Below are 13,565 nucleotides of genomic sequence, written 5' to 3' on the forward strand. Positions count from 1 at the left end.
TTTAGGAAAAATGGAAGTATGTATTATTGTTTTTGACAACTTGTTAAGAGAAGGTTTTCTGGTAGATTATATATTTTGTTGAATTTGTAAATTCAGAGGTATTATAGTTTTTTTTGTTTTTTAGTCATTATTGTTGTTTCAAAAAGGCTTTTCTGTATTATCAAATGATGGTTATTGCAAATTGAAACGGACTGTATTATGACCTAAAAAAGGCTTTGTTAAGGTGTAAGAAAATACTGTCTGGATAGTGGAATTTTAATGTGCTTATAGAATTCGTATTGTAAGTTCGTACAAAGAAATAATGTTTAATTATACAATTAAGAGAGACTGTACAGAATTATTCTCTGATTTATTTATACAACTCGTACTATTCTTATTCCTATTTGAGAAGGGTGTCGCATCATATACTGATAGAGGGTCATCGGTTCTTCTATCACTTTCTTATGTATGGATGATGCATTAAGCAGATGTATGTTTCCTCTATGCCATACAGCAAATCCTATGTGGGAAATATCCAGCCCTTTTTTGTTAGTCACAATAGCAATTATGTCTCCATCTTTTATGGTGGATTTTAGTAGTTCTGGATATTTTAACTTCTCTTTAGGAATATATATATATGATTTCCCATCAAACTTTCTCTCCATATCAGCTATATTTCTGACAAGAGAACTATCTTCTGTCAGGGCTGGATATTTTTCCGGATTATGGCTCATATAATATATTTCATATAAAGATCTTTTCAAAATAGATGGGTTGGAGGATATAATTTCTTTGACAATTCCTTTGCGTTCATTTTGTTCAATCCAATATGAAAAATAATGTAGTCGGGTAGCATATGTCACTTTGTTATCCTCATATCTGATATATTTTAGATAATTACAGAAATCTCTGAAAGATATTTTTTTACTCTTAATACACATATATAGTGCTAGCACATTTTCAATGTATGTAGTACAGTCAAGTTGTCTAAGGTTTATGACCAATCGTTCATGACTTCCGTTCTCCAGCGTTTTACCGACATATGGATGCGACTTGAGTTTTTTCGCAAAAAACATCAGACATTTGTTTTGTGTTTGATTCTCTTTTATACATGAACTTAAAAGTTCGATTACTGTTATGCTGTCCTTTGGAGTATATAAGATGTTAGATTTTGGATATGCGTGTATATGCCAACATAATATAATTATTAATGACAGAATATGTTTCATATATTTCATTTCTTATCAAAGTTGAAGCCGATGTATATATTCAGACTTCCAAAAAAATTATTGGTAGAAAACTGTTTTTTGCTATAATTATATGAATGTAATATGGTGCTTGCACCAAAATACCATTTTGTGTTGTTCCATACAATACCAAAGCGTCCGACGCCATCTATATTCATATTTTTTATAGAAAAATCTCTGAATGAGAAATTTTCATGATCTACATCGCTTGTTGTGTGTTTGTATCCTAATGCCAGAGATAGTGATGATGCAAACAGCCAGTTTCTGGCAAACACCCAGTTGTAACCATATCCTCCGGATAAAGATACGTCTGTATATTTTATTTTTCCGGAAATGACATTCTTGTCTGCATATTTATCAGCAATATCGCTTCCAAGAATATCGGAGATGACAGAATTCAATTTTTGCCAGTCAACACTGAGAGTATGTTTTGTATAACCTATTCCTACCATAGGGGAGCCGCAACTGCGTCGTTGTACTGTACTTTGACTGAATGCTGCCGGATAAGAAAAACGATTATGATTGAATATGTAGTATATATTAAAACCTTTTATGCTTGCAGTCAGACCATCGTAACTAATGTTTTTCATTGGGGATGTATCTACATTATCTCCCAAATAAACGTAGCGCATTTTGTAATCGTTTCCAGTTTTTCGATAAAATAAATCTATACCTATCTGTGAGCTGTACAGGCTAAGATCAAATTCTTTTTTTGCATTTCCACCGCTTAAGTGTGTAAGATCAATTGTGTAGCCAAGGAAAATCCATCTCCAGCCAGCGTAAGGTCCAAGTTTTATTGATGGTTGTGGGGCAAATGTGAATACATTACCCTTTGGGGTTGATATGCGGTATATTTCATAAGTGTTGGTGTTCTGTAGCATTAGAGTGTAGTTATAATGTTGTGGCTCAATATAATTCGTATCGACTCTGCTGAAATTTTTGACAAAACCATATAGGTTATCAACGACTTTACCCCAGAAGGTTCGTTTTTCTGGAATACTGTCATTTGCTGCCCGGCAGTCTGTTGATAGAATTATAATAGCTAACAATATAAATCCCGCTTTCATGCTATAATTTGCCTAATATTCGGTCTAAAACCCAATTGACAGGAGTTGCGCTCACACTTGTGCAATTACATACGCCGATGCCTTGGAGGTCTTCAATTACAGCTTTTATTATAGGAAGTTGTACGTAGGGAGGATTTGGCACTACGATATTTGTTGCTCCTTCACTTGTAACAAGATATATTGGGTCATAATTATATATAGAGAATGATAGCATCCCTTTGTCTCCAATAACTTCCACTTTGTCTTCTTTTGCACTCTGATGTCCTACGAAACACCATGAACCGCTTCCAGGTACGCCGTTTTCAAATAAAAAGCATGCGCTTATGTTGTCTTCTGCGTTGTATAGATTGGCGCGGTTGGCACAATACCCATGAGCATGAGTTATGATACCGAAAATATCTTGAAGGATATCGAGTTGATGAGGAGCAAGATCGTAGAAATATCCTCCGCCGGAGATGTCTGGTTGTAGGCGCCATGGAAGATTCTGGTTTCCTTGGAAATCCAGATCGCGTGGAGGAACAGAGAATCTAATTTGTACATTGGATATACTACCAATGGTACCATCATTGATTATTTTTTTTACCTTTTGAAAATAAGGCAGGTAACGTCGGTAGTATGCGACGAAACAGGGTACGCCTGTTTGCTGGCTTACGCGGTTAATACGTGCGCAGTCCTCATAACTTGCAGCTAGAGGTTTTTCTATATATACAGGTTTGCTTGCTCTCATTGCCATAATGGCAAATGTAGCATGACTTGAAGGGGGGGTTGCTATATATATGGCATTTATGTCAGGATCCTCGATGAGTGATAGGGGATCTGTATACCATTTGGGGATATCGTGTCTTTCTGCATATGAACGCGCTTTAATCATGCTGCGACTCATTACAGCAACTACACGTGAACCTGGTACCTCATTAAAAGCAGGTCCTGATTTTTTTTCAGTTACTTCACCGCAACCTATGAATCCCCAGTTTACATCTTTCATTTTAACAATTTGGTATTTAGTGTTGTTTTAACCAATTATCTATTAATTGCCTTGCTATACTTAATTTTTCAGGGATACGGGGCAGATTATTCTTATTAAACCATCCTCCACTTTTCAGTTCTGAGTATTGCAATGTCACTTCACCGCTTTCATATTCTGCATAAAATCCGACCATTAGCCCAGAGGGATAAGGCCATGGTTGTGACGCGTGATATCTTATATTTTTTATTTTAAGTCCAGTCTCCTCTTTTACTTCTCTTATTACAGCTTCTTCTAGAGTTTCACCAGTTTCAACAAAACCTGCCACAAGACCATAGAAATCATACTTGAAATTGTGTGCGTGTACAAGTAGTAGCTCGTCTCCGCGACTAACAAGTACAATTATTGCAATAGACAACTGTGGCCATACTTCTTTTCCGCAGTTTGTACATACTTTGGATATCTCCGTTTGTTTCTTCATGTGTGCTCCGCATGTACTGCAAAATTGTGTGTTATTATCCCAATAGATAAGTTCTTCACATTTACCAGCTTTCAAGTAAAGATAGTATGGTATTTTATAATATGACAGACGAAGACCACACCATTCAAGATTTTTATTATCATGTAAGGAAATATCACATTTTGCATATGTTTTGACATTTATGCCATCTATATATGTTGGCACATTGATAATATTTGTTTTATCATTTATTTCCGTAGGAGGTTGTTCCTGACATGGAATTGTATATGAACCATTGCTTTGTTTCTCAAGCAAAATATTTCCGTTGTAAAATACAAACCAATAAGACATATTATGTTGTTATTTATATCTTAGAAAAAGAAACAATATATTGCAAATATACCATAATTTAGGGGACAAAGCAAATTTTTCGAAAACAAATGTCAATATGATTGTGGGGTTATGATATGTAAATTTATTTGTTATAATCATATAAGATAAATATAAATAGGCATATAATTTGCTATTCTTATTAAAATAGAAAATTAACAAAAAGGAGGAATCATATGGCATTCATAGATTATTATAAAATATTAGGTGTTGATAAGAACATTGCCCAAAATGATGTCAGAGAGGCTTATCGGAAAAGAGCAAAACAATTTCATCCCGATCTTCATCCTAATGATCCTAAAGCAAAAGCAAAATTTCAGGCTTTGAATGAAGCTTATGATGTGATAGGAGACCCTGAAAAAAGGAAAAAATATGATCAGTATGGTGAAAAATGGAAAGAGGCGGATGTATTTAACAGAGCAGGAGGAAATGGTTCCTATTGGGATGATGGCGGAAATTCACCATTTGGTGATTTTAACTTTGGCTCTTTTGGTAATGGTCAAGGATTCTCTGACTTTTTCCAGGATCTATTTGGGCATGGTACGCGTACTAGAAGGACATCAAAAGGTACGCAACATAATGGCGAGATGAATGCAACGGTGAATATTGATTTGTATACTGCACTCTTAGGAGGTGAGGTAATAATACATCTTGGTGATGGAAGTAAAGTTAAATTGAAGGTGAAACCAGAAACTCAGAATAATACAAAAGTTCGTTTAAGAGGAAAAGGATATAGTAGGGGAGATGGTACTTTCGGTGACCTTATTATTACATATAATGTCGTGTTACCTCAGGGACTTAGTGAATATCAGAAAGGGTTGATCAGACAGATGCGTGACGGTCAAATATAAGAATTTGTTTTTTTGAGTAAGATAATAAAAGGGGATTGCATATTGCAATCCCCTTTTATTATTAATTGGATATTTTCACCCACAACAGAATAACACAATAAGTTGTGCCGTAAATATTCTTAAGAACATAGCAAGAGGATAAACTGTTGAATAGCCGACAGCAGGCGCCTCACGTGAGCAACTTGAGTTTGCATAAGCTAATGCTGGTGGGTCGGTGTATGTTCCTGCTATCATTCCCATTATTGTGAAATAATTCAGTTTGAAATATACGCGTGCTATAACTCCAACTAATAAAATAGGAATAATTGTAATTAAGAATCCTGTATATACATACTTCAGACCATCACCCTGAATAACAGTTTCCCAGAAGCCAGCACCTGCTTTTATACCAACACTAGCTAGGAATAATACCAGACCAATCTCTCTTAACATCATATTGGCTGATGTTGTTGTATATGTAACAAGCTTGAACTTGTATCCAAATCTTCCAATGAGAATGGCAATAATCAATGGGCCTCCAGCCAAACCTAATTTCAATGGAACAGGCATTCCTGGTATAGCCAATAGGATGCTTCCAAACAGAATTCCAACCAAAATACCAATAAATATTGTTGCAATGTTTGGAGAGTCAAGTCTTTTAACAGAATTTCCCATCATATCAGCTACACGGTTAACATTGTCCATCGGGCCAACAACGAGAATTTTATCTCCCACTTGAAAGTGATAATTTCTGCTAGCAAATACATCCATACCCTGTCTTGATACTCGTGTAACTGTAACACCATAAACACTTGAGAAATGCATCTTACCAAGTGTTTTTCCATTCATAGATGGACGAGTGATGATTATTCGACGAGATACTAGTGGTTGATTCTGATCCTCTTCTGACCACGGGGTATCTATTTCTGGTCCAATAAATGCCTTTATAGCTTCAGCATCAGCTTCTGCGCATACGATGAGTACTTCGTCACCTAATTCAAAAACAGTTTTGCTATTAGGTATAAATATGTTTCCATTATGTTGTAGACGTGAACAAACCAGATCTCTGTTTAAAAACTCAGATATTTCTCTGAGTGTTCGGCCTGCTAGATATGAGTTGTTTACCTTTAAGTGCATCTGATGAGGTTTTGCATGCGGATTCTCTGCTTCCTCTTCCTCGAGCATCTTTTCTTCATCAGCGAGTTTTGTTCTGGTCAGATACCTGATTGCGATTGTTGCACCGATAATACCTAATACTCCAAGTGGATAAGCACATGCGTATCCTGATGCAATCTGAGGTACACTTCCCTTGAATACAGAAACAAGTGCTTCATTGGCTGCTCCAAGTCCAGGAGTGTTTGTCACCGCACCGTATAAAGTACCCACCATCATTGGCAGATTGTTGACATTGTTTGTATCAAAAAATATAAAATAACATGCAAACATGACAAGTACATTCAACATAACTATAGTTACGGACATCATGTTTAATGTTATACCACCTTTTTTGAAACTCTCAAAGAATCCCGGACCTACTTGTAATCCTATGCAGAATACAAATAAAATCAATCCAAAGTCCTGAATAAAATTCAGAATATTGGTCGGGGCTGTAAATCCAACATGTCCGGCGACAATACCTGCGAACAGCACGAAAGTAACTCCAAGAGATATTCCGCCGAACTTGATCTTTCCAAGTAAGACTCCAACTGCAATAACAAGTGCATAAAGCAATGTTATGTGAGCAACAGAGTCTGTTGTTGTAAATAAATCAATAAACCAATTCATACTATAACTTATAACCAGATATATTAATAACTTCTTGCAATTATTACCCTTTTTGAGGTCGGCTTGCCTGATACCATATCAATACCATCTGTTGATTCATAGCCAAAAGGCTCACAGCGAATGGTTGCCTGCGTATCTTCTTTTATTTTTGCCTCTGTTTCAGGAGTTCCATCCCAATGGCATAAGAAGAATCCTCCCTCTTTAACTCGTTCTTTAAATTCTTCATAATTATCACACTCATAAATATGTGCATCGCGGAACGATTTCGCTTTGTTAAACATATTTACTTGTATTTCATCTAATAATGATCTAACGTATTCTGCAATACCGTTTATTGGTTTTGTCTCTTTCTCCAACGTGTCACGACGCATAACTTCAATCGTACCGTTTTCAATATCTCTTGCGCCGAGGACAAGACGAACAGGTACTCCTTTTAATTCGTAGTCTGCAAACTTGTATCCAGGACGTTTGTTTTCTGTATCATCATATTTTACGGAAATACCGAAATCACGCAATTGTTTAATTATTGGTTCTATCTTTTCTGAGATTTTTGCCAAGCCATCAGAGCCTTTTGAAATAGGTATTATTACAACCTGAATTGGTGCCAATTTAGGAGGCAATACAAGGCCATTGTCATCAGAATGAGTCATTATAAGTGCTCCAATAAGTCTTGTTGAAACACCCCATGATGTTGCCCATACATATTCTGGTTTATTTTCCTTGTTTAGATAAGTTACATCAAAAGCTTTTGCAAAATTTTGTCCAAGGAAATGGCTCGTACCACTCTGTAATGCCTTACCGTCTTGCATCATTGCCTCGATAGTATAAGTATTTAATGCTCCGGCAAAGCGCTCTGTTTCACTTTTCACACCTTGTACAACAGGCATCGACATCCAATTTTCTGCAAAATTAGCATATACATGGAGCATTTTCTGTGCTTCTGCTTCTGCTTCTTCTTTTGTGGCATGTGCAGTATGTCCCTCTTGCCATAAGAATTCTGATGTACGAAGAAATGGTCTAGTGCGCATTTCCCATCTCATGACGTTACACCATTGATTACACATTAATGGTAGATCGCGCCATGAATGTATCCAGTTTTTATATGTGTTCCAGATTATTGTTTCTGATGTCGGGCGTATAATTAATTCTTCGTCCAGTTTTGCTGTAGGATCAACTTCTATTCCACTTTTATCTTCTTTTGAACGTAAACGATAATGTGTAACTACAGCACATTCCTTAGCAAAACCCTCAACATGTTCAGCTTCACGACTTAAGAAAGATTTTGGTATCAGCAATGGAAAATAGGCATTCTGAACACCGGTCTCTTTAAACATAGTGTCTAACTGATGCTGCATCTTTTCCCAAATGGCGTATCCATAAGGCTTAATAACCATACATCCACGTACTGCAGCCTGTTCTGCCAGATCGGCTTTTACGATCAAATCATTATACCATTGACTGTAATTATCAGCCCTTTTGGTAAGCTCTTTTAATTCTACCATTATATAATATTAAGATTATAATTTACATAAATTTATTTTGAATGCAAAATTACAAAAAAATGTTGTAACATAACATCATAATAATAAAAAACGCTATCTTTGCAGATGTATAAAACAAATTACGGATAAAATAACAAGATTATGAAAAAAATCAAGATTATGACACTTACAATGTGTTTTCTGGCCATTATAGGATGTCAAACAAAACAGGGTACAGGCGCACTGATCGGAACTGGTGGTGGCGCTGCATTAGGTGCAATAATTGGTAAAATAGCAGGAAATACTGCGGTTGGCGCAGCTATTGGTGGAGCTGTAGGTGCCGGAGCTGGTGCATTAATTGGAAGACATATGGATAAAGTTGCAGAAGAGGCTGCTGCACAGGTCGAAAATGCTAAGGTGGAAGAAGTTACAGATGCAAACGGTTTGAAGGCTGTAAAGGTAACCTTTGATTCCGGTATATTATTTGCAACGAACAAATCTGATCTTAACTCAACCTCTAAGAATGAACTTGCAAAATTCTCAACAGTATTGAAGAATAACGCAGATTGCCATATAGATATATATGGTCACACTGATTCTACGGGAAATGATGGAATCAATATTCCATTGAGTAATAGTAGAGCCAAAAGTGTTGCTGATTATCTGAAAAGTTGTGGTGTCTCTAATTCACAGTTCCAGAATATTACGGGAAAAGGAAGTTCTGAGCCTGTTGCTGATAATGGAACAGCAGAAGGCCGACAGCAGAACAGACGTGTTGAAATATACATGTATGCAAGTCAGGCAATGATTGATGCTGCAAATGCTGGAACGCTGAAGTAAACATTTTGTTTTATTTATAAATATTATATATTAAGTCATCACAATTTGATGTTGTGATGACTTAATATTTTTATTGTGAGGAATTTAATTGTGTACTTTACAATGCATTTAATTGGTAAGATTTTACGATGGGGATTGGCTTTGTTTTTCAGTAGTACGATACTTGTTGTTATTGCCTATAGATTTATCCCTATTTATACTACACCACTTATGGTGATAAGATGTTGTCAACAGTATTTTAACAACGAACATGTAACACTTCATCATAAATGGATACCATTAGAAGACATTTCACAACATTTACCTGTAGCTGTAATGGCAAGTGAAGATCAAAAATTTCTCTTACATCATGGTTTTGATTTCAACGCAATAGAAAAAGCAGCCAAGTATAATAAAAAAAATCAAAAACGCATGAGGGGTGCAAGTACTATCTCACAGCAAACGGCAAAAAATGTTTTTTTATGGCCGGGACGTACTTGGGTGAGAAAGGGACTTGAGGTATATTTCACTGCTCTTATTGAACTATTGTGGAGTAAACAACGTATTATGGAGGTATATCTTAATTCTATAGAAATGGGAGATGGGATATATGGTGCGTATGCAGTGGCAAAATCTCATTTCGATAAAAATGCATGTGATTTGTCAAGATCCGAGTGTGCGCTAATTGCAGCAACTCTTCCTAATCCAATAAAATATAATAGTAAAGAGCCTGACTCTTATTTAAGAAAAAGACAAAGGAAGATAGAACATGAAATGAAATTCATACCGACATTTCCAAAAGAGGGAGAAGACATAAATCATAATACTGTTAGTGGAGGAATATATCGAAACAAATAATCACACATTCTGTATGCTAGAGTTTCTAAAAGATTTGGATCAAGACCAATTGTCTGCGGTTAAATATTGCGATGGTTCACAACTTGTTATTGCCGGTGCCGGATCCGGTAAGACAAGAGTCCTTACATATAAGATTGCCTATCTCCTCAGCATGGGTGTAAAGCCATGGAATATACTTGCACTTACTTTTACAAACAAGGCTGCGAATGAGATGAAAGAACGTATCGGCATCCTACTAAAAGAGGATGCTGCCAGGCGAATCAATATGGGAACATTTCATTCCATCTTCTATAGAATCCTGAGATCTAATGTAAACGAAATAAATTATAGACCTAATTTCACAATATATGATGAGAATGACTCAAAAGTTCTTGTCAAGAATATTATGAAAGAATTTGGTGTCGATGATAAAAAATACAGTTCGGGGCAAATTCTAAATACTATAAGTTATGCAAAAAACCATCTGATTACAGTAGATGAATTTTTGTTGAACGACAGGACAAACGTAATTGGTAAGATATACAATGAATATGTCCAAAGATGCCATATTGCCAACGTGATGGACTTTGATGATTTATTAATCAAGACATATGAGCTATTCAGTAAAAAGCTTGATGTGCTGAATAATTATGCTGATCTGTTCAAGTATATTCTTGTTGATGAGTACCAAGATACCAATTATGCACAGCAAAAAATAATAGAATTATTATATAGGAAGAATGTCTGTATCTGTATGGTAGGAGATGATGCACAAAGCATTTACAGTTTCCGTGGTGCAAATCTGGAATACATGCTTAGTTTCCCACAAAAAAACAATTTTAAGATATTCAAACTGGAACGGAATTATAGAAGTACAAAAAATATTGTTGCTGCGGCCAATAGTCTTATCAAACATAATGAGAATCAGATTCACAAAGATGTATATAGCAATAATGACGAAGGTGGAAAGGTAATATTAAAGGTGGCTCACTCCGACCGTGAAGAAGCTTGTATTGTTTGTAAAGAGATTAAACGGCTTATTATAAAGGAAAAATCTGATTATAAAGATTTCTGTGTGCTGTACCGTACCAATACGCAGAGTAGGGTTATCGAGGAAGAATTAATCAGGCAGGCGATTCCTTACAAAATATTCGGTGGACTTAATTTCTATCAAAGAAAAGAAATAAAAGACATTATTGCATATCTTCGATTGATTGTAAATTCTGATGATGAGGAGGCGATAAGGAGAGTAATAAATTATCCGGTAAGAGGTATTGGAGAATCTACAATGAGAAAAATCACAGATTCTGCAAGACAGAACCATGTTAGTATATGGAGTGTCTTATCCGATCCTGATCGTTACGAGTTAGATGTAAGACGAAATACAAAAAATAAACTTGCTGCATTTCACGGCTTTATTGAAGAATATAAGATTAAGAGTAAAGAACTCGATGCTCATCAATTGGGAAAAGAGATACTGGAACAGAGTGGTCTGAAAAATGAATTTTATTCTAATGACTCTCCTGAAAACGTCTCAAGGCTGCAGAACATTGAGGAATTTGTAAATGCATTACAAGATTTTGTGGAAAATAAGAAGGAGGAGGGAATGCCTGATGTGTATATCTCCGATTTTTTGCAAGAGGTATCGCTGCTATCTAACATAGATGATGACAATATCGACAATACGGTATCGTTGATGACAATTCATGCTGCGAAAGGTCTTGAGTTCCCGTTCGTTTTTATTGTCGGTCTCGAAGAAAATATAATTCCGAATGTTCATGTATCCTCATCTAAAGAAATAGAAGAAGAGCGCAGGCTTTTATATGTTGCAATAACCAGAGCACAAAATTATTGTTGTCTTACATATTCGAAAAGCAGATATAAATATGGTGTCATGGAATTCACCCGTCCAAGTAGATTCCTGTCTGAGATAGATCCGGCCTATATTAACAACAATGAGGATATCAATCTTAAGTTTAATACGGGTTTTGCTATCAATGATAACCATTCATCAACATCAAAGATGACAATCATAAATAAGCGAATTCCCGCAAAAGTAGTTATAAAAAAGCTGCATGATATAAAAAAAGAATCCAACGACACATATGAAGAAAGCGATTCTGCTTATGGCATAAAGATTGGAGATATCATTGAACACCAACGTTTCGGCATTGGAACTATTGTAATGTTAGAGGGTAAAGGAGATAATAAAAAAGCTACGGTAAATTTTAATAATGTAGGAACTAAGCAATTATTATTGAAATTTGCCAAATATAAAGTTATAAAGTCTTAGCTATCAGATAGGATTTTGACAGTAGAATAGGGGGATTGGGTGTTGGAAAATTTTTCATATTTTCTACAGAAAATATGATGCTAAGCAGCAGACAACCATCTTCTCTGACAGATTTCTCGAATGTTCTGTGGAATGCAAGAGAAGATGGTTTGACATGATTCTCGAAGGTTATTACGACGTGAGAAGTAGGTGTAGTAGAAATTTGGAACAATACGGATGATGTTATAATTAAGCCTGTTTTATGGTCTGATTACGTCCATATTGGGGTGTAGTATTGAGTGTTTTAGGACACGAAATAGGCATGATCGTACGCTAAAACAGTACTTATTGTTAATGAATAACATATATGAATGTTCCCTATGATCCTGTAAATAGTTGCCCTTGATGTGAAATATTATTATATTGCAACTGTATGTCCAATAAAGAAAGTGTGCAACAGACAGAAAGCTGTTGCACACTTTTAACTATCAGTAAACAAGTAATTTATCACCGACTTTTATCTGATAATCTGCATCAAGATTATTTTTCTTATATAGATATTTTAATCTTATGCCATAATACTGAGAAATAGAATACATACTTTCTCCAGCTTTAACAATATGGAATCGGTTTTTGAAAGCCTTGTCTGCTTTCTTTTGTTTCTCTTTTAAAAATATTACTTCACCAGGAATAAGTTTATCATTGCGGTCGCGCTCGTTGTATTTTGCAATCTTTTTATATGAAATATTTATCTCTTTACCTATTGATTTAAATGTATCGCCAGCACGAGCTATGATATAATAATTTTTATTATATTTATATATTGGATGTAATTTTTCTAATGATGTATTGTTTATTGAACTATGTTTCGATATGAATTTATCATAATGATCTTCGTAATCATACTTATACAATTTGTATAATTCAATAATTTCTATCAATTTGTCAGCATATCTGGGGTTTGTTGCATATCCACAGGCTTTTAAACCTCGAGCCCAACCTTTATAATCTTTTATTGATAGTCTAAATAATCTTGAATAACGACTTTGCTTGGCTAAAAATTTGCTGTGATCTTCGAAACTTTGAAAAACATTTTCATATGCCCTGAAGCATTCATTTCTTTCATCATCGTCATGATATGTTTTACGACCGGTCCATCCATGACATTTTATACCGAAATGATTATTACCTTTACGCGCTAATTCACTACGTCCTGCAGAACTTTCCAGAAGACCTTGTGCTAAAGTTATGCTCGCAGGAATTTTATACCGTTTCATTTCTTCAATGGCAAGATCTTTATAGAGATCTATATATGTTTGATAAACGGAATTCCAACGTGTTTGTGACAATACCGAAATAAACGGCATTGTAATTATTATGATGAATAGAAGTATTCTTTTCATTTGTGCTGTTCTAAATAAATTATATATTCAA

The 13,565-nt window shown here is 35.3% G+C and carries 11 protein-coding genes; 4 read left to right on the forward strand and 7 right to left on the reverse strand.

Translation table 11 applies throughout. The features are described 5' to 3' along the window. Positions 1 to 353: 353 nt before the first annotated feature. The 4 genes from WKT13_RS12350 to nudC are packed head-to-tail and all read right to left on the reverse strand — an operon-like array spanning position 354 to position 4,068. A complete protein-coding gene (locus tag WKT13_RS12350; protein ID WP_340324103.1) occupies positions 354 to 1,208 on the reverse strand; it encodes an N-acetylmuramoyl-L-alanine amidase-like domain-containing protein in 855 nt (284 codons plus the stop codon). Positions 1,209 to 1,213: 5 nt separating this feature from the next. Next, entirely contained in the window at positions 1,214 to 2,293 is a 1,080-nt protein-coding gene (locus WKT13_RS12355) for a DUF4421 domain-containing protein (RefSeq protein ID WP_340324104.1), read from the reverse strand. A 1-nt stretch (position 2,294) separates the two neighbouring features. Then, positions 2,295 to 3,278, reverse strand: a complete 984-nt coding sequence (locus tag WKT13_RS12360; RefSeq protein ID WP_340324105.1) for a Gfo/Idh/MocA family protein — start codon at positions 3,276 to 3,278, stop codon at positions 2,295 to 2,297. Positions 3,279 to 3,294: 16 nt separating this feature from the next. Beyond that, the gene (gene nudC / locus WKT13_RS12365) at positions 3,295 to 4,068 is read right to left on the reverse strand and encodes an NAD(+) diphosphatase (RefSeq protein WP_340324106.1); all 774 of its coding nucleotides are present in this window, start codon (positions 4,066 to 4,068) and stop codon (positions 3,295 to 3,297) included. A 215-nt stretch (positions 4,069 to 4,283) separates the two neighbouring features. Between nudC and WKT13_RS12370 the strand changes: the two genes are divergently transcribed. Next, positions 4,284 to 4,958, forward strand: coding sequence for a DnaJ domain-containing protein (locus tag WKT13_RS12370; RefSeq protein WP_298620823.1), 675 nt, complete (start codon positions 4,284 to 4,286; stop codon positions 4,956 to 4,958). Positions 4,959 to 5,033: 75 nt separating this feature from the next. Here the strand turns inward: WKT13_RS12370 and WKT13_RS12375 are convergent, their stop codons facing one another. Both WKT13_RS12375 and proS read right to left on the reverse strand, forming a co-directional pair. Further along, positions 5,034 to 6,722 (reverse strand): putative transporter, encoded by a 1,689-nt coding sequence (locus tag WKT13_RS12375; RefSeq protein WP_340324108.1) that lies wholly within the window; start codon positions 6,720 to 6,722, stop codon positions 5,034 to 5,036. Positions 6,723 to 6,745: 23 nt separating this feature from the next. Next, positions 6,746 to 8,227 carry a proline--tRNA ligase gene (gene proS, locus WKT13_RS12380; protein WP_340324130.1) on the reverse strand — a complete coding sequence of 494 codons (1,482 nt, stop codon included), beginning with the start codon at positions 8,225 to 8,227 and terminating at the stop codon, positions 6,746 to 6,748. Between the two features lie 138 nt (positions 8,228 to 8,365). Between proS and WKT13_RS12385 the strand changes: the two genes are divergently transcribed. From WKT13_RS12385 to WKT13_RS12395, 3 genes are all read left to right on the forward strand, one after another. Beyond that, positions 8,366 to 9,043, forward strand: coding sequence for an OmpA family protein (locus tag WKT13_RS12385; RefSeq protein WP_298620827.1), 678 nt, complete (start codon positions 8,366 to 8,368; stop codon positions 9,041 to 9,043). Between the two features lie 102 nt (positions 9,044 to 9,145). Beyond that, the gene (gene mtgA, locus WKT13_RS12390; protein WP_340324131.1) at positions 9,146 to 9,880 is read left to right on the forward strand and encodes a monofunctional biosynthetic peptidoglycan transglycosylase; all 735 of its coding nucleotides are present in this window, start codon (positions 9,146 to 9,148) and stop codon (positions 9,878 to 9,880) included. Between the two features lie 13 nt (positions 9,881 to 9,893). Then, positions 9,894 to 12,152 (forward strand): ATP-dependent helicase, encoded by a 2,259-nt coding sequence (locus WKT13_RS12395; RefSeq protein ID WP_340324109.1) that lies wholly within the window; start codon positions 9,894 to 9,896, stop codon positions 12,150 to 12,152. A 467-nt stretch (positions 12,153 to 12,619) separates the two neighbouring features. On the opposite strand, the gene WKT13_RS12400 is transcribed toward WKT13_RS12395, so the two are convergent. Beyond that, positions 12,620 to 13,534 (reverse strand): glucosaminidase domain-containing protein, encoded by a 915-nt coding sequence (locus WKT13_RS12400; protein ID WP_340324110.1) that lies wholly within the window; start codon positions 13,532 to 13,534, stop codon positions 12,620 to 12,622. Positions 13,535 to 13,565: the final 31 nt, after the last annotated feature.

Origin of the sequence: Prevotella sp. HCN-7019, assembly GCF_037890215.1 — a bacterium.
Lineage (GTDB): Bacteria > Bacteroidota > Bacteroidia > Bacteroidales > Bacteroidaceae > Prevotella.